The 23,227-nt window shown below is 45.8% G+C and carries 20 protein-coding genes; 2 read left to right on the top strand and 18 right to left on the bottom strand.

The features are described 5' to 3' along the window. The first annotated feature begins 3 nt into the window (after positions 1-3). Positions 4-3,174 (top strand): methyl-accepting chemotaxis protein, encoded by a 3,171-nt coding sequence (locus tag CHL1_RS06290; protein ID WP_250935371.1) that lies wholly within the window; start codon positions 4-6, stop codon positions 3,172-3,174. Between the two features lie 47 nt (positions 3,175-3,221). Here the strand turns inward: CHL1_RS06290 and CHL1_RS06285 are convergent, their stop codons facing one another. The 17 genes from CHL1_RS06285 to CHL1_RS06205 all read right to left on the bottom strand — a co-directional run bounded on the left by CHL1_RS06285 (position 3,222) and on the right by CHL1_RS06205 (position 21,772). After that, positions 3,222-4,514, bottom strand: a complete 1,293-nt coding sequence (locus CHL1_RS06285) for an MFS transporter (RefSeq protein ID WP_250935369.1) — start codon at positions 4,512-4,514, stop codon at positions 3,222-3,224. A 211-nt stretch (positions 4,515-4,725) separates the two neighbouring features. Further along, entirely contained in the window at positions 4,726-5,112 is a 387-nt protein-coding gene (locus tag CHL1_RS06280) for a hypothetical protein (RefSeq protein ID WP_070371306.1), read from the bottom strand. A gap of 2 nt (positions 5,113-5,114) precedes the next feature. After that, positions 5,115-5,675 (bottom strand): RNA polymerase sigma factor, encoded by a 561-nt coding sequence (locus tag CHL1_RS06275; protein WP_250935368.1) that lies wholly within the window; start codon positions 5,673-5,675, stop codon positions 5,115-5,117. A gap of 327 nt (positions 5,676-6,002) precedes the next feature. Beyond that, complete coding sequence (locus tag CHL1_RS06270) at positions 6,003-6,551, bottom strand: hypothetical protein (RefSeq protein ID WP_148637721.1); 549 nt, start codon at positions 6,549-6,551, stop codon at positions 6,003-6,005. Positions 6,552-6,599: 48 nt separating this feature from the next. Then, positions 6,600-7,202 carry a hypothetical protein gene (locus tag CHL1_RS06265; RefSeq protein WP_148637720.1) on the bottom strand — a complete coding sequence of 201 codons (603 nt, stop codon included), beginning with the start codon at positions 7,200-7,202 and terminating at the stop codon, positions 6,600-6,602. Between the two features lie 266 nt (positions 7,203-7,468). Next, on the bottom strand, positions 7,469-8,137 hold the full coding sequence (locus tag CHL1_RS06260) for a hypothetical protein (RefSeq protein WP_250935366.1): 669 nt from the start codon (positions 8,135-8,137) through the stop codon (positions 7,469-7,471). Positions 8,138-8,212: 75 nt separating this feature from the next. After that, entirely contained in the window at positions 8,213-8,623 is a 411-nt protein-coding gene (locus tag CHL1_RS06255; protein ID WP_148637718.1) for a VOC family protein, read from the bottom strand. A 167-nt stretch (positions 8,624-8,790) separates the two neighbouring features. Continuing rightward, positions 8,791-11,433: a cation-translocating P-type ATPase gene (locus CHL1_RS06250; RefSeq protein ID WP_250935365.1), complete on the bottom strand. Its 2,643-nt coding sequence runs from the start codon at positions 11,431-11,433 to the stop codon at positions 8,791-8,793. Positions 11,434-11,678: 245 nt separating this feature from the next. Beyond that, on the bottom strand, positions 11,679-13,580 hold the full coding sequence (locus tag CHL1_RS06245) for a lectin like domain-containing protein (protein WP_250935363.1): 1,902 nt from the start codon (positions 13,578-13,580) through the stop codon (positions 11,679-11,681). 38 nt (positions 13,581-13,618) lie between these two features. Next, complete coding sequence (locus CHL1_RS06240; RefSeq protein ID WP_070371298.1) at positions 13,619-13,837, bottom strand: hypothetical protein; 219 nt, start codon at positions 13,835-13,837, stop codon at positions 13,619-13,621. A gap of 205 nt (positions 13,838-14,042) precedes the next feature. Then, positions 14,043-15,941, bottom strand: a complete 1,899-nt coding sequence (phnD, locus tag CHL1_RS06235) for a phosphate/phosphite/phosphonate ABC transporter substrate-binding protein (RefSeq protein WP_250935361.1) — start codon at positions 15,939-15,941, stop codon at positions 14,043-14,045. Between the two features lie 33 nt (positions 15,942-15,974). Then, positions 15,975-17,204 carry an aminopeptidase gene (locus CHL1_RS06230; protein ID WP_228880536.1) on the bottom strand — a complete coding sequence of 410 codons (1,230 nt, stop codon included), beginning with the start codon at positions 17,202-17,204 and terminating at the stop codon, positions 15,975-15,977. 220 nt (positions 17,205-17,424) lie between these two features. Then, complete coding sequence (gene buk / locus CHL1_RS06225; RefSeq protein WP_250935331.1) at positions 17,425-18,492, bottom strand: butyrate kinase; 1,068 nt, start codon at positions 18,490-18,492, stop codon at positions 17,425-17,427. Between the two features lie 60 nt (positions 18,493-18,552). Next, a complete protein-coding gene (locus tag CHL1_RS06220; protein ID WP_250935329.1) occupies positions 18,553-19,713 on the bottom strand; it encodes an ArsA family ATPase in 1,161 nt (386 codons plus the stop codon). A gap of 36 nt (positions 19,714-19,749) precedes the next feature. Next, the gene (locus CHL1_RS06215) at positions 19,750-19,995 is read right to left on the bottom strand and encodes a hypothetical protein (RefSeq protein ID WP_250935327.1); all 246 of its coding nucleotides are present in this window, start codon (positions 19,993-19,995) and stop codon (positions 19,750-19,752) included. Positions 19,996-20,018: 23 nt separating this feature from the next. Next, the gene (locus CHL1_RS06210) at positions 20,019-21,185 is read right to left on the bottom strand and encodes an ArsA family ATPase (protein ID WP_250935325.1); all 1,167 of its coding nucleotides are present in this window, start codon (positions 21,183-21,185) and stop codon (positions 20,019-20,021) included. 89 nt (positions 21,186-21,274) lie between these two features. Beyond that, positions 21,275-21,772, bottom strand: coding sequence for a MarR family transcriptional regulator (locus CHL1_RS06205; protein ID WP_070371291.1), 498 nt, complete (start codon positions 21,770-21,772; stop codon positions 21,275-21,277). Positions 21,773-21,977: 205 nt separating this feature from the next. Between CHL1_RS06205 and CHL1_RS06200 the strand changes: the two genes are divergently transcribed. Then, on the top strand, positions 21,978-22,805 hold the full coding sequence (locus tag CHL1_RS06200) for a metallophosphoesterase (protein WP_250935323.1): 828 nt from the start codon (positions 21,978-21,980) through the stop codon (positions 22,803-22,805). Between the two features lie 2 nt (positions 22,806-22,807). On the opposite strand, the gene CHL1_RS06195 is transcribed toward CHL1_RS06200, so the two are convergent. Next, entirely contained in the window at positions 22,808-23,125 is a 318-nt protein-coding gene (locus CHL1_RS06195; RefSeq protein WP_250935321.1) for a hypothetical protein, read from the bottom strand. Between the last annotated feature and the right edge of the window lie 102 nt (positions 23,126-23,227).

Raw genomic sequence — 23,227 nt, 5'->3', positions numbered from 1 at the left:
ATCATGAAATCAGCACAAGATCCCCATCCAACAACGGTAAAAATCCGTTTATCCACCAAATTAACAGCCTTCACCACCCTGATTCTGGCGGTGGCGGTAATCACCCTGGGACTGATCGCCATCAATCTGGGATCAGCCGCCCTGACCAGTGAATCCAGTACCCAGGAAGAGGCCTTTGTTACTGAAGGTGCCGGTCATATCGGCGCCATCGTTTCCGGTAATTTAGGAAAACTGGATGAAATCGCCCTCCGGGCCCGAACTGCCACGATGGACTGGAACACCCAGGTGGCCTCGATTGCCGGGGACGTGGAACGTTTAGGCTATCAGGATATTGCCGTCATGGATATGAATGGTAATGCCCGCTATATCATCGGCGGCGACGAATTTAAATCAGAAGGTCAATTCTGGTACGAAGACGGTTTTGCTGGCAATAACTCGATTTCCGATGTCGCCATCAGTAAGGTCACCAACGAGCCAGTGGTCTTTGAAGTAGCACCGATCAAAAACAACGGTCAAGTGGTTGGCCTTCTGGTCGGTCGCAGAGATCCCACCTTTATGCTTGACATCACCAATGCCATGGGCGATGGCGAGCGCAAATACGGCATGGTTATTAACGAAAATGGTGCCGTCATGGCCCATCCCAACGAACAATTAATCTTGGATCAGACCAATGTCTTTGATGAAATAGAGGCCAATGGACCACTTAAAGAGTTTGGTCTGGCGATCCAGGAATTGGGAACCGGACAAACGGGCAGTATCGCCTATAATTACAAGGGTGATCAGAAATTGGCCTACAATGCCCCGATCCCCGGAACCAACTGGACTCTCATCGTCACTAAATTTGAGGATGATGTCCTGGCCCCGATCAATCATCTGCGAAATGTCATTCTGATTGCCGCCTTGATCATTTTGCTGGCCGGTGGTGTGGCCACCTTTATTCTGGCCCGAAAAATTTCCAACCCAATTGTATCATTAAACCAGATGATTAAAGAAATGACCCAGGGACATCTTAGTGACCGTCTGGAAGTGGCATCCCGGGACGAGGTCGGAGAAATGACATCTTCGATGAATCAACTAGCAGATGACCTCCAAAATGTGGTTATTGCCACCATGAACCAGATTTCCAACGGCGATGTGTCTGCCGATATTGAATTGCGGGATTCCCGGGATGAAATTGCCCCAGCCCTTAAACTGACCATCGAAACCATCCGTGGTTTGATCTCCGAGGCCACCATGCTGTCTCAGGCCGCTATTGCTGGTCAATGGGAAACCCGGGGCGATGCCGATGCCTTTAAGGGTGGTTTTAGAGAAATCGTTCAGGGGGTCAACGCCACCCTCGATACGGTAGTGGATCAGATGGTCTGGTACGAAGCAATCATCGATGCCATCCCCTTCCCCCTTCATGTTACCGACAACGATATGAAATGGACCTTTATGAATAAACCGTTTGAAGATTTGATGATTGCCAATGGTGTCATTAAGGATCGAAATTCTGCCTGCGGTATGGATTGCTACAACGCCAATGCCGATATCTGTCGAACTGAAGGCTGTGGAATCCGCCGTCTGGTCGATCAGGGCTTAACCGACAGCTACTTTGAATGGGTTGGCCGAAGTAATAAGCAGGATACTGCTTATCTTAAAAACAAGAAAGGTGAGAACATTGGTTTCGTGGAAGTTGTCACCGATTTAACTCCGATTATCCGGGTTAGTGACTATACTAAAAATGAGGTCACCCGGCTCGAAAATAATCTCAGCAGCCTGGCTCAAGGCGATCTCAACTTTGATATCAATGTCGGCGAGCCGGATGAATATACCGCAGAAGTGAGTATTCAATTCCACAAAATCGGTGATACCCTGGCCGAGGTTAAGCAATCGGTGGGCAATCTGATTGATGATGCCAGCATGCTGGCCCAGGCCGGTATTGATGGCAAACTCAGTACCCGGGCCGATGCCAGTCGACATCAAGGCGACTTTGCCAAAATTGTCAATGGCGTCAACGCCACTCTGGATGCCGTTGTTGCTCCGGTCAAGGAAGCGTCTGATACCCTCCAGGATCTTGCCAAAGGCAATCTGAACACCGGCATGGTTGGCAATTATAACGGCGATTACACCCGTATTAAAAATGACATGAACCAGACCGTTGCCTTCCTGAAGAACTATGTCGATGAGATCGCCAAAACCCTACTGGAAATGGGTCAGGGTAATCTCGATATCGAAATCACCACCGACTATCTCGGCGATTTCCTGGCCATTAAAACCGGTCTCAACGGCATTGCCGCCACCCTCAGCGAAACCATGTCCGAAATCAATGAAGCCGCCGGTCAGGTTGAAGCCGGTGCCCGCCAGATTTCCGATGGCGGACAGGCCCTGTCTCAGGGCACCACTGAACAGGCCAGCGCCATCCAGCAGCTCAACGCCTCCATCGAAGAAGTAGCCGGTGAAACCAAGAAAAACGCTACCAATGCCAATGAAGCCAACGAACGGGCTTTAGAGGTTCGCAGCAATGCCGAAGTCGGCAATGAACAAATGACCAAGATGGTTTCAGCGATGATTGACATCAACGAATCCTCCAAGAGCATTTCTAAGATTATCAAGGTCATTGACGATATCGCCTTCCAGACCAATATTCTGGCCCTCAACGCTGCTGTCGAAGCCGCCCGGGCTGGAAGCCACGGCAAAGGCTTTGCCGTCGTCGCCGAAGAAGTTCGCTCATTGGTCGCCCGCAGTGCCGAAGCGGCCAAGGAAACCACCGGACTGATTGAAGGCTCAATTGACAAGGTCGAAGCCGGTACCCGAATCGCCGATGAAACCGCCGCCAGTCTCGTTGAAATTCTCAACGAAATTGAAAAAGTAACCGGTCTGGTCGGTAACATCGCCCGAGCCTCCAACGATCAGGCCACCGAAATCGCCCAGATCACCCAGGGCATCGAACAGGTTTCCACCGTTGTTCAGACCAACTCTGCCACCGCTGAAGAAAGTGCCGCCGCCAGTGAAGAACTGTCCGGCCAGGCACAAATGCTCAAACAGATGGTGGGTGCTTTTAAACTAAAGAAAAAAGGTGCCGCCCATCACACCTCTCCCAGGCCACCGGTCGAAAAACCAGTGAAGCAAAAAGACACTGCCGAAACTTCACCCCAGATTGTTCTGGATGATCTGGAGATGGACAAATATTAAAAAAAACAGGCATCCGCTGCGATGCCTGTTTTTTATCTGAAATCGAACTATTTTAGGGTATCTTCACCATCTTGTCTAATGGTTTCGGTTGACGCTTCAATAATTGCGGTTCCTTCTTCCATCTCAATGATCTCATCAATCATAAGCAGCTCGCCGTCGTTGTCATTCCGTTCATCTTTTAGTTTTTTATTGGCGAACAGCACATTGTAACAAATGAAGCCCACGCCAACAACATAGAGGAAAAGATAGACAACAAAATTAATAAAGGGGATATAGCCCAGAATGATCGCTGCCGCAGCGATGATCAAGATTGAAACAAAAGAGCTAAGCAGTGGTTTCATCTTATCATCAAAGAAGCGGGTCAAAAGTTTGGATAGAACCACCGCAGCCACCGGCATCGCTAGAATCGTCAATGCGATAATCCCAAAGGTCATGGCAACTCCAAACGGCGCATAAATAATAAAGGACACGATCAACAACAATGGGGTAATGAAGAAAAATCCGGCCCCGATTCCCAGCGATGCCAGAATATGCTTTTTGGCTATCACTGAAGTATTGGCGTTAAATTCTTTGGTCATAAAGGTAATCAGCAACCAGATAACCAGAATAAAGGCCAGTTTGGTAATGATTGATAAAAGAATCGAGCCAACAGATGGTCCTTTATCTGCTTCAACTGCCTGTTCTTTCGATACCTTTTCCCAGCTGACTTCCGGCGCATTGGCACCGGGTGCGACAACCGCTTCATTGGCACTACGGTTATTAATTGGTCCGACGATCGTTGCACCATTGTTAATGGTTAACTGATCCACATCGGTTTCCACAAAACCGTTGATCGTGCCGTTAATTGAGACATTGCCAGCACCAGCCCGAAGATTTCGACCAACGATTCCATCAATATTCACATTAGCTGCCGCAAGATAGGCATCCCGGTTAATAGTGGCTGATTTGCTGATGGTCAGATCAGAACAGCCAGCAAAAAGATCCCGGGTTACCTCACCATTGATGATGACCTGGTTGGCACCGGTATAGAGATTTCCGTTAATTTTACCGTTGACCGTTACCGTATTTGCCGCTGCAAAAACGTCACCGTTATATTCCCCATCCAGAGTGATGGCATTACCGGCAAAAAAGGTGGTGGTGTCAAACACCGAATTGGCAGTGATGTTTGAACCGGCAAAGGCGAATTCCGTATTGGGAACCGTTGCTCCCTCAATATTTACATTTCCCGCTGAATCTTCGTAAGGCCTGATATCGCTATTGGTGGCCCCAAAAGCAGTGGATACCGTAAGAAGCAATACCATCACCATCATAAAAAACGACATACTCATTCTTTTTAACATTTTTCTTCTCCTTCAAATTTTTTTTATTGGTAATTGCGAAACTGCCGTGAGCTTTGCGCCCAGTTTCGCACGAAACAATTGTTACACTGTACGGCGGACAGTTCTCTGAACTGTTCGCCTACACCTTACAAAATTGTTTGTGGAAACTGCACACAAAGCAACCATTGTTCGGTGTTTTTTCATTTCGCAATTACCTATTTTTTTATTAAGTCTAACAGAAGTGACTCTCATTTTTTAAATAATTAATCATCACCCCTGTTCCGACACAAATAACGATTGAAATTAAAAACGACATGGCAGTAAGACTGTTCTTAAGCACCTCCGAATAACGGATGACGATGCTGGTGAAGACCGTCATGATGGTTACATCCCCGGTTTGGGCAAAGACAATAAAGCGCATTACCATCACTGAAAAGGCAATGGACAAGATATAAAATAAGGCAAACAAATCTGAATTTCTGGCTTTTTCCAGGCTGGCCTGATTGATCTGCTTCATAATCTCCAGCTTTTTGCTGGAAAAGGGAATGGCATTGCCATAATTTTTCACAGCGGTTTCGTTAAAACCCAGACAGGCCATCATTTTATCCAGTTCGTTCATGGTCACATTCCTCCTTCATACAGGTTTTTGAGTTTTTTACAGGCCCGGTTCAACCGGGAAGACAGGGTTCCCATGGGAATATTTAAAAACTCACAGATTTTTTTATAATCCCAGTCATAATAATAGCGGAGGATCACCGCCCCTTTCAACTCGTGTGGTAACTGATCCAGTGATTTTTGAATCTCTCCAAAATCCAGAGAATCGATATTATCATAGCTCAGGGCTTCGTCTGTAAAGAGACGCTCGCTATTCTCCTGATCATCCAGATAAATCATGGTTTTGTTTTTTCGTAAGAGATCAAAGCTGGTATTATGGACGATTTTCAAAAACCAGTTTTTAAAACTGCTGCCTTGCCGATATTGTCTGATTTTGCTAAATGCTTTTAAAAAACTTTCTGCGACCACATCCTGTGCGTCAAATTCGTTCTTCAGAAGAGAATAGGCATAAACATAGGCATACCGCTCATACCGCTGGACAAGGGGTTCAAAATACTCGGAATTTCCGGTTGCGATATACTTTTTAATCAAGGCATCATCGGCCTCCTCTTCCCTATGTTCCTTCAACAAATTTCACCTCCGTTTTATCTGCACATCTATATAACGCTTAAGCCCCTGTTTTTCTTCCCATAAATAAATATTTTTATAAAATATTTTCAGACTGTCAAAAAGATAACCTAGTACCGACAATTATTACATCATGTTGTGACCTAGGGGTCAGACCCTACGCATCGGAGCGGACACGGCAGAGCCTGTCCGATTCCGCAGCGAACAACAGATTAACAATTGGTCGGTACGGTAGTTTTTCGACAACCTCAAAATATTTTTTATATCAATACTTTGAAAATACCCGCAAAAAAGCACTGATTCAAAACCAGTGCTTAACGAATCTGGCTATTTCCAGAATTTAACGCTCTTAACCGTTCCCTGATGCCCTAAAAAAGTTACGTAAAATCCGGTTTGATCATCATTAAACCAGATCATCATCACAATGGGATTATTGGGATCAGCCGGATTGGCCATTTCAATAATCTCTGTTCCTTCCGATCCAAGCAGTGATTTGACCTCCTCATAGGGCATCCCTTCGGTGATGCTGGCCATTTGATCTTCGGAAACACTGGCATCACTGAGGCCCATAATCTTACTGTCCTGATCGTGATATAATACTTTTGAAACAACCAGATCACTGGCATCGTAACTGATCTGAACGCCAAAGCCGGTTTGATCGTCCCGATAAATATAGGTGCCCTCCACCTCTTCAGGTTTTACCCCCAAGGTCGATTCAACCTGACTTTTTTCCATTCCCAAATTGACCAGCTTGTAAAAATGGTCCGGGTTGTGGTCTGCTTCATCCTTGGTTGCGCTACAACCAGCAAGCACTAACAGCATACTCAGGATCAAAATCCCGGAAAATACAACAACCGATCTATCCCGCTTTAACATGGTTTTCAGCTCCCTTCTTCGAACTATGACTAAGACCAATCCACATTTTTAAAACAAACTTTCTTTAAACTCTGCAGCCAGCACGGTATTGGTATCGGAATCAAAGGTTACCACCAGCACCGAACCATCGGCATTGATCCAGGCCAGAGCATAGGCTTCCTTGTCTGCGCCGCTGGGAATGACCATTCGCAGCATTTCAATCCCCTGTCCCGTTAGCGCCTTCTTAACATTACTCTGAGTCATTCCCTGGGAAATTTTGGCGGCCACTTCTTTTGTGACACTGGCATTGCTCAGCTCAATCAATTCCCGGGCGCCGGTAGTCGGCACCAAGACCTTTAGGGTAACCAGATCCTTGGCGTTGAAAAACACATTAACGGCGTAGCCGGTGTCCGGATCCAAATAAACATAGGAACCTTCGGCTGAGGTGTTTCCGGTAGCACCCAAATCTTTCTCAATATCTGCCTTTTTGTCATTGATGTCAATCTGATTATAAAGATCGAAGATGGCATTGTCCCTAATGTCATTTTCCTGGGTATCCTTGCTCCCATCTTTTTCTGAGCTTTGCCCCCCACCAGCTGAACATCCTGAAACCAATGCGATTATTGTCAGAACCAGTACAAACCAAATCCCCTTTAACCACCTTTTCTTCATGTCTGTCTTTCTCCCTTTCAAAATAACAACGCCATTGACACCTACTGTTTAACGATCAACTCAGACTGATCAGACGGCTTACCATCACCGATCTGTTCTTGTAATTTTTTTACCCGGAAATCACAGTTTAAAACATCGGCAGATTTCATTTTAATCCTAACAAGGGGGCCGTTATAAGCTCCGATAATTTGACCATATCAAAAAAAGTGGCTGGTGTAAAAGCTGTCCCCTTACGCCTGCCACCGAAAACGAATGGTGGTTATTATTTATTTCTTATTTAAAAAGGTAACTATCTCATCAAGCAGCTTCTGAACCGTTTTGAGCACCTGTTTTTCGTCCTGATTGGTGATGACATCAAAAAGCTGGTCAATATCCACATCACCGTATTTTTCTGTTAAATGCCGGTTTAAAAAGGCATTCATAAAGCCATCAACAACTGCCCGCAGAATAGTGATATTTTCCTGTAAAGCCCGGAGCATGGCGGCTTTTTTTCCGCGGTTGATTAAAAAATCCAGCTGCATCACGTTGATCATATAAGGAGAGCTGTGATAGCCCAGCCATTCTCTAACCTGCTGATTAAAATCCTGTTTTTCAATGGTGGCATAAAGTTTTTCATGAGTCAATTCTGCAAATTCAATGTTATCCAACAACAGCAAGCGGAAATCAATGGTCAATTTTCTGGCGTTGTTCCAGATCTCCGCAATCAGACGCCTTCTTTCCGTGACATAGCCCACGATTGCGACAATCAAGCTGACCAGAGATCCGGTAAAAATGCCGAATAAGAAGGCGTTGTAGTTGTCCATATTATCAAGGATATGCCTTTTCATTGTATCACTGACCATACCCGGAATCACATCATCAATGGCAAAAATGGCGATTGCCGAAAAAACCGTCAGAATCAGGGTTACAATGGTACTGTACTTAAATGCTTTCATCTGCTTCTCCTCACCCCCAGTATTTTTACCATTATAACCAAAGCCATTACCCCTGTAAACAATTTGGTCTCATTATTATTCGGCCGACATTTGCCAGCCAATTCCAAATTTGTCGGTTAAAGATCCATAGGCTTTGCTCCAGAAGGTTTCCTGAAGCAACATTTCAACCGTGCCGCCTTTGCTTAATAAACCAAACAACCGCTTAATCTCTTCCACATCCTCATGGGTGATAATCAGAGTAATGTTATTGCCCTTGATAAATGGCATCCCTGGTGGTACATCAGAAAACATGATCATGTTTCCTCCAATATTCATCTGGGCATTGGCCACCAGATCCCTGATGCCATCTGGCATCGGAAAACTGGGGTCTTCCGGCATTTCTCCAAAGGTCATTATTGTGGGTTCATCGGTTTTAAATATTTCGGTATAGAACATCACCGCTTCTTTACAGTTTCCCGGAAAATTAATGTAGGGTCCAATTTTCATCTTCTTTCTCCTTTGTTATTGGTCACTTAAACCATTTTGATTCTTGAAGTCAATATACCCTACTAAACAATCGTTTAACATCGCCCTGGCAGCTATTTGGCGTAAACAAAAAGGGGCCGCGGCATAAAAACGCACCACAGCCCCTGTCCATAACAATCAATAACAAACTAGACTCCCAGCTTTCGCTGGAAAAATTTAACCAACTCAACAATGGGAATGACCACGATCGCCAGGCCCATGGCCACAAAATATTCCATTAAACTGATGGGTTCAAACTCAAAGGCGGCAGCGATGGTGGGAATATAAATAACTGCCGTGGTCAATACCAGCGAAACCGCCATGGCCAAAAACAAGAATTTATTCTGGTGCTGCATCTTAAAGATCGACTGGCGACGACTGCGCATATTCAGCGAATGGAACATCTCTGCCATCGACAGGGTCAAAAAGGCCATGGTCATACCATCAGCACTTTCGGCAATTTCCCAGACTCCGGCTTCGATATAATGCCCGACAAAATAGGCGACGATGGTCACCACGGCCACCATGAGGCCCTGCCAGATCACATCAACTCCCAGTCCCCGGGAAAATACACCTTCCCGAGATACTCGGGGCGGATGCTTCATGGTGTCGGCTTCTTCGCCTTCGACGCCCAAAGCAATGGCGGGGAAGGAATCCGTAATCAGGTTGATCCACAGTAAGTGTACTGGCTTGAGAATCGTGAAACCCAACAGAGTCGCCACAAAAATGGCGATAACTTCCGATAAATTAGAAGACAGCAAAAATTGAATAGCTTTACGGATATTATCGTAGATATGCCGCCCTTCCTCAACGGCATTGACAATTGTGGCAAAATTATCGTCTGCCAGTACCATATCGGCCACATTTTTGGTCACATCGGTGCCTGTGATCCCCATTCCTACTCCGATGTCAGCCGTTTTAATGGATGGCGCATCGTTGACGCCGTCACCAGTCATAGCGACAATCATCCCCTGCTTCTGCCAGGCTTTGACAATCCTTACCTTGTGTTCCGGTTGAACCCGGGCATAAACTGCGTAATGGCCAATTTCTTTTTGCAGCTGGTCTTCGCTGATTTCATCCAGCTGGGCTCCGGTGATGGCTTCTTTGGAATCAGTGATGATCCCCAATTGTTTGGCAATCGCAATCGCCGTATCCCGGTGATCACCCGTGATCATGACCGCTCGGATTCCGGCCGACTTACACTGGGCAATGGCATCTTTGACTTCAGGACGGATCGGATCAATCATTCCGGTTAAACCAACAAAACACAGCTCCTGCTCCAGAAAATTCGGTGACTGATCGGTCGGCATGGTCTTCCAGTTCCGGAAGGCTCCAGCCAGCACCCGCAGAGCCTGGTCCGCCAGACTTTTATTGGCTTGTCTGATTTCTTCGCAGATAGCATCGGTCAGCGGCAACTGCGTATTGCCGTCCCAATAGGTGGTACAACGGGAGATCAGTACATCGGGAGCGCCCTTAATATACTGAATAAAACTGCCATCTGCCATTTGATGAATGGTACTCATCAGCTTACGGCCGGAGTCAAACGGTGCTTCACCAACCCGGGGAGTTTGTTCTTCCATCTTGCTCTTATTTAATCCCAACGAAAAACCATAGTTGACCAGAGCCGCCTCAGTGGGCTCACCTTCAGCTTTGTTTTCTTCATTTAAATGGGCATCGTTGCACAAGGCCATCGTTCTTCCCAACAAATGCTCATCAAAACCAAAGTGATCGACCACCGTCATCTTGTTTTGGGTCAGGGTTCCCGTTTTATCCGAACAGATTACCTGGGTACAGCCCAGGGTTTCAACAGCTGTGAGCTTACGAATGACCGCCTTTTCTTTGGCCATGTTGGTCACCCCCAGCGATAACACAATCGTGACCACCGCCGCCAGCCCCTCGGGAATGGCAGCAACCGCCAGCGATACGGCCACCATAAAGGTATCCAGAACACCGATCCCGGTAATGCCGTCGCCCAGGTACAAACGTACCAGACTTAAGGCAAAGATAAAGACACAAATTCCCAATACTAACCAGCTTAGCACCTTGCTTAATTGATTCAGTTTAATTTGTAGTGGTGTGGCATTTTCCTTCGCCTGGGTAATGGCATCAGCGATCTTTCCCATTTCCGTTTGCATCCCGGTGGCGACTACGGTTGCTAAACCCCGGCCATAAACCACGGCACTGCCCATATACACCATGTTTTTGCGGTCACCCAGCGAAATATCTTTTTGATCACCCAGATTCAGTGCGCAAACTACCTTCCCCACCGGAACACTCTCTCCGGTAAGAGCCGCTTCTTCAATTTTTAAACTGGCACTTTCCAATAATCTGGCGTCAGCTGGCACCGCATCTCCGGCTTCCAGTAATATTACATCCCCAACGACCAGATCTTCACTTTTAATTTCACAGATCTTACCATCCCGCCTGACCCGGGAAGTGGCTGCTGAAATCGCCTGAAGCGCCTCGATGGCCTTTTCCGCCTTACTTTCCTGATACACACCCAGTACTGAATTAATGATCACCACCGCCATAATGATGATCACATCAGCAAAGGATTCGCCGGAATAAGCGGCCGTGATGCCCGAAATAACGGCAGCAGCAATCAGGATCACAATCATCGGATCTTTTAACTGATTAAAAAGCCGTACCACCAATGAATCTTTTTTGGCTTCATCCAACTTGTTTTTCCCATTTTTTTCCAGCCGCTTGCTGGCCTCGGCCTGGGAGAGGCCCTCACTGCTGGAGTTTAAATCCTCCAACACTTCTTCTGCCGTCTGCAAATACGTTTTCATTCAAACCTCCTTCAAAAATCTACACCTGGTTATACAAAAAATAAAAAAACCAGATGCCTCTGCACCTGGAAAAAATAAACCCAAGTACAGAAAAACTGTACATGAGTCTCACTCATTAAGATAAGCCAGGTATTACTACCATGCATGTTGACTTATCACGCAAATTGCGCAAATTACTCCCTCATAACTGTTTTATTTTACCCCGGAGTATTATCTTTGTCAAGATAATACTCCGGATTTTTTTGTTACTTATTTTCAAGAAAGGGTTGACCAGTCAATCCCGGTGCCGGTGACCCCTTTGGCAGCACCTGAATTTCAATGGCTTCCAACCGGTAACCAAAGCCCGCCGTGCCAGCTTCCCCACCATTATTTGCCCAATCCATCCAACCGACATTCTGGGCATGAACCCGGTAATAGACGTCAAACTGCGTCGCATCAGCCCCGGTTAACTGAATCTTAATGGCTTCCAGCCGCAGCGACTGACCTTCGGTACCACTCATGACGCCATTGCTTTTTAGCTCCTGCCAGCCCTGATTCTGGACGTGGGTAGCGTATTCAATCCCCAGATCATAGCCCCTGGTGTCCATTTTTATTTCAATACCTTCCAATCGCAAGGATTCTCCTGAGGTACCGCTGACTCCACCATTGCTCTGCCAGTTCTGCCATCCCTGATCTTGCACATGGGTGCGATAAAGACAATTTGCAAAGGTATCCCGGCTTTGCGTAAAGGCTTTGATACACACATTACTGAGGCTTTTTTTAGACGTATCATACCAACCGCCAGTTCCGGTATTACTGGTAAAGCTTTCTCCGGGGTTGGCCGTCACAGCGCTGCTGTAGTTTTCAAATCGGCTTTCTACCGGTACTGAATCGTTCGTTCCCGGGGTCCGGTATTTAACTACCACCGCAAACTTTTGTCCAGCGATCAATCCCACCGGATTATCCAGATCAATTGTATAATAACCGCCCCGGGCAAAGGTTTCCGTCTGCGTGGTTCGTAAGGTACCACTGTTTGGCTTGCCATCATTCACATCCGTATAAACCTTGATCTCAGCTGACGTTCCGGGGGTTAAGGCATAGGTACTCACAGCCATCAGATTGTCGCTGGCTGTTGCCGTAAAGATATTGGCACCCCAGGCAGTGTTGTCTCCGTCCGTGTAACCCATGGCTGAGATGTTACCCAGTGGATCATACTGATAAATAGCGCTATAATTATTGGTCGCTTCGGCATTATGAAAAGCGGTCACATTGCTGCCAGCATAGGTATCATAATAGGACATATAGAAATAACCGCCATCTCCCCAATCCGCGCCCCAGCTGTTACGGATAATCCAGGCCCCATCAGCTTCCGGTTTTTTACTGAAATTATCCCGGCTGTAATTGTCATCCCAGCCAACAATCGCCACATCGTGATCCGGTTCTTCCGTACCATCGTAATAAAAGGCAAAGGTGTCCGGGTTGTAATACTCTTCTCCATCCAGAGGTACTGAATACATCGAAGTATAAAGCACCCCGCCATCCATCAGTGCCTGCTTGATCGCCGATGGCAGTTCGGGAATCGATTTCACTTCCTGAACATGATAAACCGGAGATAATCCGGTTTTTTTCGGGGTATCGTAGGGGTCACTGCTTTCACTCACCGGGCCACTCCAGCGGGCCAGATAGGCGGTGGCCATGGAATAATTCCCCCCATCATCCGGGCTTCCGTCAAAGCCACTGTTCCACATCAGGTTATTTTCAGAAAAATCAACGGTTGTATCTTTTTTTATATAGGATTCCAACGAAGCCAGGCTGGCAAAAGCCCAGCAACTGCCATAATCGCCCTGACTGCGAACCGCTGTAATCCGGCCCGTCTCTCGTAGGTCAAAGGCGGCTGGCAGGGTTTGTGCCGAAGTAATCTCTGTATCAGCCATTCCTTCATAACGTTTTAGTGGTGGGGGGATATAACCCCGACCGTGACCATCAATGATTGATGTGTTGAGGGTTCCCGCATTAACATCCTCCTGGTATTGAACAAACGCCGGATTTAATGAAGCCATACCCGGCTCGGTAATTTCTTCTTCTGCCCAGGCGCTACCCGGGATCAAAACCGTCAGCATTAAGCTGGTCAGCAGTAATGACAGTAATTTTTTGAGACTATTTTTCATCTTCGCTTCGCTCCTCATTTAGTCGGATCTAAATCCGTTTACTCCCCCGTTCCGAAATCCTTTCCATACTCAATCTTATCAAGCAAATCATTGAATTTTTCGGTGAGGGTATCGACGTTGGTCTTTAATTCGTCATCTCCCGGAGTACAGTTGCCGGGAAAGCCATAGATTCGTCCGCTTCCCACTTCCTTTAATAAAAAAAGAATCTCTGTGATTTCCTGGGCATATTTGTTTCTAATATCCGTTACTTTCTCCATTCTCTCCTCCTGCAGTCGGTTTTTGTCATTTTGACACTGTTTTAAATAATTTTATCCGCTCTGTTTAAAAAAATAACCGCCGGTTTTTTCGGCGGTTATCTTGTTATGATCCAGAACCAGTGCTTTACTAATCAATCCGATCATGATCAACCTCCCATTATTCTACTCTAGGAAGTTATACCCCATAATCTGTTATTCTAACACCCTACATCACTTCCCGGATTACATCGTATTTGGTATCATCACTTTCAACAAATCCTTCGACGGGGGATTTGATATTGGGTGCCTTGACATAGTCCACAAAAGCCTGCCGCAAACGATCGGTAAATTCTTTTGGCAATTTAGGATTTGCAGCAATGGCATCCTTGGGAATATCCGGAGTTTTTGCAATAATCCTGAATTCATCCAGATCGATCCCGCTTTTTTCTGCCTCTTCCATGGCCTCGTTATAAGTGGCCCCGGCATCGTATTCCCGTGACAGGACTGCTTTTATGACACTGTCATGACTGCCCAGATAAGCCGTCCTGGAAAAAAGAGTCTTGGGATTCAAGCCTTCTGCTTTCATGCTGTGCTGAGCATAGAGAAAGCCCGAAGCACTGCCTTCATCCACATAGGCAAAGCTGCGGCCTCTCAAGCCGCTTAAGCTGCCAATGCCGCTATCTTTGCGGGTAATGATACACCCATTGTATGAAACCTTGCCATAAACTCTGGGCGTTACCAGTGGTTCAATGCCAATTTTTTCATGGGCGGTGACATACGCAAATGGCGAGAACCAGGCCACGTCAATGATGCCTTCTTTCATGCCTTCACTAAGGGCATCATAATCCTTGACAATCATCGTGCGCACTTTATAGCCAATTTTTTTAAAAACTGCATTTAAGATCGGCACGTACATTGTTTTGATGTTTTCCGGCGAGGTAAAGGGATTGACCCCAAAGATAATTTCATCTTTATTTTTATTCTTTGCCGTCAGTTTCTGGACGCTACTGGCCATTTCTGAAAGCTTGGTACAGTAATTCAGCAATTCAATATTTTTTGACTTCTGGGTCACAATGGTGCTGATTGTATTGGTGGTCACCCGGTGGGTGGTGTCCACCGCATCCGACACCTTGACAACCGATGACTGGATACCATGGGAGGTATTCACCTGAACACTTGAAATATCTTTGATTTCATTCATCGACTGATTCAACTCAATCAGGACTTTCTGAATATCTTCGATAACATCACCGGATTTCTGAGCCGCTCCTTCAATATCTTTGGTGCGGGTAGTACAGCGTTCAATGGCAGTATTGGAGCGATCCACTTCGACAATCACCTGATTGACAATCTGTTCGATTTCGGTGGCAAAGGTCGCCGTACTGTCTGACAGCCTCTTGATTTCTTCTGCCACCACCGAAAAGCCTTTGCCAGCGGCTCCAGCCCGGGCCGCTTCAATGCTGGCATTCAGCGCCAACAGATTGGTCTGACGGGAAATATCCTTGATATAGTCGACAAACTTGCTGATCTGTTTGGACGAACCGTCCAATTCATCATTAATTTCCGAGGCCTGATTAACCCCCTCAATCAGATCCAGCAGCAGGTCGGAAATGCTGCTGATGGTGGCTCGGTTTTCACTTAGCATCGCAACGGACTGGCTGGAATTCTCTTCAATTCTGACAATATTTCCCTGAAGCTTACTGGATACCTGGGTAAAATGATTGATTTCGGAATTAATTTCATAGGTACTGGCAGCATTTTCTTCGCTGAGTTTGGCGATTTCATGGGCCTGATCGACAATGGTATTAAAAACCTTGACATTCTCTTCGGAAAACCAGCTCAGTTTTTTGATATCAAAGTCCATGGTTTCCAACAGCGAAAAAAGCTCGCTGTTGACATTTTCCTTTTCCTCGTCTTCGATGGTTTTGTCTTTTTCTGCGATAGTGTTAAGCAGCTCTAAAATGTTGTTCATCGTGGCCTTGTTTTCATTTAATATTTCGACTGAAAGCAGTGAACTTTCTTCCAGGCTCCTGATGTTACTTTTCAGTTCTTCCGAGGTTTGAGTAATCGTTTTAACCTCCTGGTGAATATCTGCCAAATTTGTATTTTTTTCTATCTCATCCATGATCTATCTCCGTTCTTAAATTCTGATGACGCTTCAGGCCCAGTTACCGTTTTTGAATAGCGCAATTTCCTGACCATCGCTGGTAATTCCCGTTATCTCTAAATCCTTGGTACCAATCATAAAATCCACATGGGTATCGGACTGGTTGCCCCCGGATGCCAACAGCTCATCTTTGGTCATCTTTCCGCCATCCCGGATATTGGTGGGGTAGCATTCTCCCAGGGCAAAATGACAGGCGGCATTTTCATCAAAAAGGGTATCATAAAAAAGAATTCCGGTATTGGAAATTGGTGAATCGTAGGGAACCAGGGCGACTTCACCCAGGCGCCGGGCGCCCGCATCGGTTTCAATCAGAATCTTGAGATATTCCGCCCCTTTGGCGGCCTGATAGTCGATCACCTGACCCTCGTGAAAGGTCAGGCTGAAATTTTCGATCAGGTTTCCCTGATAAGAAAGCGGTAGCGAGGAAACCAGCGTGCCTTCTGCCCGATAACAGTCCGGGGCGGTAAAAATCTCTTCGGTCGGCATATTGGCAAAAAAATAAACCTGATCCGGGGTAAACTCACCGCCACCTTCCCAGATGTGATCTTTGTGAAGACCGACGGTAAAATCTGTTCCGAGACTATTTTTATAACGCAGGGCATCAAAATGGGCCTGGTTGAGGATTCGACATTTTTCAGCCAGCATCACCTTATGGTCATGCCAGGCCGTAACGGCATCACCTGAACCGATCCGTACCGCCTCAAAGATGGCATCCCAAAGTTTTACGATGGCTTCCTGTTCATAAAGTTCCGGAAAAACTTTTTTTGCCCATTTCGCTTCGGGAACCGCCGCCACACACCACTGAAATTCACTGTTCATCATTTTTTTATAATAGGGTTCGAAGGCCTTGGCCGAGGCCTTGCTGCTGGTTTGCAGTTTTTCGCTGGCCACCCCTTTGTAGGCTTCGGGATCATGACCAACAATAGAAATGACCGCAGCTTTCTGGTCGGCATAATAATTCCGGGATTCGGCCAACCAGTTAGGGATATTACCCAATACCTCCAGACTGACATGATCATAGCGCAGGCGGCTGGTTTTGACATCATTCCAGAAGACGATTACATCTCTGGCTCCAGCTTTATAGGCCTCTGCTACAATCATTCGGCCAAATTCATAATTCTCAACCGAACAATTGATCACCGCTAACTGATCCGGCTGCACGTTTGCGCCGGTGCGGACAATCAGGCGGGCATATTCCCTCAGTTTTTCCATATGGTCCATTTGATCTCCCCCTTTTTAAATATCGTTATGAGCGACCTGACAAAAAAATCCAAGCCGGTTTTGACAGCTTCGGGTCACTGCAAAAACCAGCTGCTTTTTTGTAAAATTCTCATTTTACCGTATTTGCACAACTGTAAAAATTATATCACGTTCATCAGAGAAAGAAACAAGAAAAATTTGTGAAAAGCAGTTAAACCAAGCTTCCACTGGGAACAATTTGTCAACGATATATCCGGGGTTCTTCTTCTCCTCTTAACAGCCGCAGTCCACCCAGAGCCAGGGCTTCCATTTCGTTTTCTCCCGGCAGACATTTAACCGGAGCCAGAAAGGCAATGTATGCCTTGATCATCGTGGTGAGTTTCTCCGGATAGGCCATCCCGCCGGTGAGGATAATCCCATTGATGTCGCCTTTTAACACAGCTGCCATTTCGCCAATGCCTTTGGCAATCTGATATGCCTGGGCTTCATAAACCTGCTTTGCCCGCCGATCGCCGGACAAAATCCGTTTTTCAATGACCCGGATGTCCCCAGTCCCCAGATGGGCTTTCAAGCCCCCCAGCCCGCGGATTTTTTTTAACAGCTCAGCTTTTTGATAGTTTTTCTCATAAATCAGCTCCACCAAGGCCAATAAGGGAACGCCACCCGACCGTTCCGGCGAAAAAGGGCCGCTATCATCGGCAATCACATCGATGATCCGTCCCTGTTTGTGTGCGCTGATCGAAATACCCCCGCCCAGATGGGCGATGATCAGATTTAACTTTTCATAGCTTGTTCCCATTTCGCTGGCATATTTCCGGCCCATTGCTTTGCTGTTTAAAACATGGCAGAGACTTTTTCTGTGAATCTCCGGAAACCCGGTGAGCCGGGCGACATCTGCCATTTCATCCGACGACACTGCATCATAGATAAAGCAGGAATCCCCAACGGCTCGGCAATAGCCAGCCGCCAGCAGGGCCCCAAGATTGGCGGCATGAGGCGAAAGCTGCCCACTCAGAATCAACTCTTTCATGGCCTGATTGATCCGGTAACCGCCAGCATCTATTGGTGGTAACAAACCACCCCGGCCAACCACTGCCGTCAATCGATTGAGATCAAAGCGGTGTGCACTTAAAATTTTTTGAACGGTCTTTTTTCTGAATTCAAACTGCTCATTTACAGTTAAAAAGGATTCCAGATCGGTACTGGTATGTTCAACCGATTGGCTAAATAGCTCGGTTTCATTTTCAAAAACTGCGATTTTAGTGGAGGTTGAGCCCGGATTGATGGTTAAAATTACAAAATTATGCATCGTTTGCCGTTCTCCTGTTCACTTTAATTGCTTTTTTCCATTGTAAACCCAATTCTTATTTTATGCAAATTTTATCGTCAGCTTACCCTGATCATATCTGGCACTTTGCACCGTTTTATTACGAAGAACGTCCGGTAAGGTAAAACAGCGTTTTTCATTCTTTATTTGAATCATCAGTTCACTGCCTTTCTGGCCCATATTCATATCCGTTTTTTGGGCAAACGGAAGGTTTAAAATAAACGCATAGCCATCAGCTTCTTTTTTTACTTCAAAAATGGTATCTTCAAATAAAATCCCAGCCGGGTCGGTTTCACCAAAAATCTGCTGTGCAGCTTCATGCAGGATCGCTTCACCGATCAATTCCCGATCAAGTAGCATCAGCGTAAAAACCGGCACCGGGGTAAAACTCTCGCGAATTTCCTGAAGCCCCTCTTCCTGAAGACTGATCCATTTACTGAAATACCCGTCAAGAGCCAGCGCCGGATAGACTTTGTTGACGATCACGGCATCGATCGTATAATTGTATAAATGCAGATAGGTAAAATTTCGTTTCGCCTCCTTGATGACAATCCGCTCCGGGGTCGTGACGATGCGGATGCTGAGGATTTCCTTATTGGTCATCAACGCCTGTAGCTGATAGAGCTTTTCATTTAATTGTTCCACATCATCAAAGACATTATCCTCGGGCATCGGAATTTTCATAACCTTTTCAACCATCGGGCCTGCCACCTTAACCGCCTTTTTTTTCATTGGCAGTACAGTTTTAATCATATTGCCAAACATTTCCGGAAACTTCAGCAGCGACAGGGTCTCGCCGGTCGGCGCACAATCGACTATCAACACGTCGTACTGGTTTTCCTCGTAAATGTCGATTAATTTTAAACAGCGCAAACAATTCTTCCAGCCCCGGAAAAACCAGCAATTCCTCGGCTTCAATCCCCCCTGCGCCCGGGCCGTCAACAATTCCTTCATGTAGTTTTTCATATTTCCCCAGGCTCGTTCCCCTTCCAGGATCGCATCAATTTCCAGCCCCCAGAGCAACTCACTGATCTTAACCGGGGTGTTCTCTAGCTTTACACCAAATGAATCTGATAAACTATGAGCTTGGTCGGTACTCATAATCAAAACGCGTTTGCCGTCTTTGGCCAGTTTAACCGCCGTTGCCGCCGCTACACTGGTTTTACCGACCCCGCCTTTGCCGGTATATAAAATAATTCGCATGGTCTTCCCCCTTTTTTTTATCTTCACATAATAATACTAATCGATAGATACTTTTCTGACTTTTTTGTCATGCTCCGATCCTGCAGTTTTTTCCTGTTCAGCAGTGCTCACCGCTGAACTCACATCGAGCGCCCATTCCCTGGCCAGGTCAACGACGATCCCTTTGACTTCTTTTTCGATCACCGAAACATGTTGGGCAATCGATGGGGACAGCAGAGACAAGAACGCATCACGTTCATATTGCTTGGCCAGGATCATGTTTTTAATAAATTCTCGGTTCATTATTAAACCTCCTCTTTTTAATTTTATTTAAAGGCAATGACCAGGGTACTCTGGTCAAATTTTGCCGAACTGACAGTCATTCCTCTAAGGCTATTGGGTAGTGGAATATTCCGCTTGTAATTACCAATTTTGACAATCACATCCGACCCGGCCAGATTAACGGCCACCGCATCTTTGGTAATATTCGGTAAGAAAAGTTTCAGTTCATAACCCGTCGCAGTCTGCGCATATTTTTCACCCGCAATATCCGCTTTGATCGCAAATAAGTCGCAACTGTCGGTGAAGACCTCGGTACAGATCCGGTTGATGGCATCCAGGCCCAGCAAATCAGTGTCGTACCAGGGAATATAATATTTGGGAATTTGATCAAAACAGGCTTCAATTTCAGCAATGTACTTTTTCTGAATGGTAATCCATTTTGCAAAAAAGGGATTTTCGATTTCCCGGGGCAAGATCCGGTTGATAAAAATGCCATCGACGTTGTAGTTATAGAGCTTCATGTACATATAATTCCGTTTGGTTTCTGCCACCACCATTTTTTCCGGAATGGTCACCAAGCGGACCGAGGATACGTCCTTATTTTTTAACAACTCCTGGAGCTCAATCAACTTCACATAGAGGGTTTCAATATCACTCATGGCATGACGGTCAGGCAATTGAATCTTAAATAATGATTTTGAAACCGGCGACAGAATCCGTACTGCCACCTTGCCGACAGGAAAGAATTTATCCATATACCAGCACATCAGCTCCGGGAATTTAAGCAGCGACAGGGTCTCTCCGGTCGGGGCGCAGTCCACAATAATCCGCTGATAGTCGCTGTCATTGTATAATTCCTGAATTTTAAGTAAGGCGAACAGCTCATCCATCCCTGGCATCATCGTGAACTCATCCATTTCTGCACCATCCGGATTAATTGAGCCGATCATGTTGTTAAACGCCTGCATCAGGTTTTTAAAATCCGTTTCCATCACATAATTGGGATCGATTTCCAGAGCATCAAGATTGTCAGCCACTGTAACCGCTTCTTTGCCAATTGGATGATTAAAGAGATCCCCCAGATTATGGGCCATATCCGTACTGACGATCAGCGTCTTTTGGCCTTGCTGAGCTGATTTAAGGGCATGGGCTGCCGCTACACTGGTTTTTCCCACCCCACCTTTGCCGGTAAAGATCAATATCCTCTTCATAAGTTTCCTCCTGCTATTTTAATTCCTTTTTCGAATAGTTCGTTGTTCGAAGTATTCAGCTGAAAAGATGCTGCCCGGAGGCAGCCGTTTTATTCAATGATGATTTTTCTGATTTTTGAACTGGTTTGCGTTTCGACGGTCGCGCCGGTATCTTGGTTAATGGTATCGATGACCTTATCCACCAGTTTGAATACCAGATTGACTTCCTCGGAAGTGAAGCTATCCATTATCAATTGTCCGAAACGGATCATCTCCGTGAGGATATTTTGGATTGATACTCGGCCGACTTCGGTCAGTTTAATGGTGACCACCCGTTTATCTTCTGAGCTTCTTTCGCGGAGAACAACCTCCCGTTTTTCCATCCGGGCCACAATCCCTGTGGCCGTATTCAGTGGCACACTGAGATAGTCAGCGATCTGGGTCATATTCACATCACTTCGTCGATACAAAAGCATCAGTACAAACACCTCATTTTTCGAACAATTAAAAATTTCATTGCCCCAGATCTCCGGTGACAAAAGATATTTTATTTTGTCCAGGTATTCAAATATCAATGTTTCCAGATTGCCATTAAGACGATTTTTCATAGGGTTGTTCCTTTATTATATTTGCAAAATACTTCGTTCTTCGAATTAATTTAATTCTACATCCGAAGTACTCTGTTGTCAACCCTTTTTTTGAGCGCCTCTTATAATGTCCATGCCAATCTTAGCCTTCTCCAGAATTTTTCCTGATTATTAAAGACCCTTTAAAGCTTACGGGTTATAATGCAGAGAGCCGAAAGGAGTCACGATGAAATTTGGAAAATTCTTACTGATCACAACCATTACCTTAGCCTCCCTTTTGGTGGGCTGTTATCCATATGCCCGATATATTGAACCCAATCTCTTGATGGTTAATCGGGAAAAACTGGTCAGCAGCAAACTTGAGGCCCCCCTTAAAATCGTTTTTTTTGGTGATACGCATCTGGGTGAATTCAACGACAACGGCCAGCTTGAGCAAATTGTCACAAAGATAAATGCAGAAAATGCTGACCTGGTTGTCTTTACCGGTGACTTGATTGGATCAAGTGGCGATTTCACCGTCAATCCGGATACAATTGCCCAAAGTCTGGCTGAAATCCACGCCACCTATGGCAAGGTTGCCGTCATCGGAAATCATGAGTATGCCTTATTGGATCAATACAATTATTCCGACTTGATGAACGCTGCCGGTTTTGAGGTTCTCATTAATGACTGGCTGGATATTTCTGAGCTTAATTTGCGGGTGCTAGGCCTGGATGATGTTTATCGGGGTAATCCTGATTTGAATCTGACTGATGCGGCTCGGGACGGCGCTTATAATATTCTGCTGACCCATGAGCCAGATATTGTCGATGACATGAACAGTGATGCGGTTCAGCTGGTTTTAGCTGGCCATACCCATGGCGGCCAGATCTCACTGCCCTATCTCACCGAGAAGATTCTGCCCGCCAATGGAAAAAAATATGTCAAAGGGCTGTATGCGATTGGCAGCCAGGGACAAACCAACCTGTTTGTCACCAAAGGCACCGGCATGACCAAATTGCCCTTTCGCTTCCTGAACGTCCCTGAGATTGTCTCAATCGAAGTCAGTCCTTAGATTTATGATTGCTTTTGGGCATGAAGCTGTTTACGGATCTGTTCGACAATCTGCAAAATGGTATAGTATTCCACCTCAATCACATTGATCGTTGTATTATAGCCATCTTCTTTAATAATCTGGGGTGTAAAAATCAACCTGATTTTATTGCCTTCTTCATCATTCCAATCGACTGTGGTCATTTCCTGTTTTAAACTTCTGAAGTACAATTCGATCTGACTGTCATTCCAGGGCAGATAAAACCCTTCCTGATTCAGTGCTTTATTAATGTCTCTGACTCGTTTTCCGATTCCTTTAATATTCTGTATCCGTTTTAACATCGTTACTCCTTTTCCCAACCCTGTTTTTTGACTGTCTTTAATTTTAAGCTTTTTTTCAAAGCCTGGCAATTCATTTTCGCTGATCTGCTTGTTTCCACCCTT

Source organism: Acetobacterium wieringae (genome assembly GCF_023700225.1).
Lineage (GTDB): Bacteria > Bacillota > Clostridia > Eubacteriales > Eubacteriaceae > Acetobacterium > Acetobacterium wieringae.
This window is presented reverse-complemented; position numbering and strand designations above follow the sequence as displayed.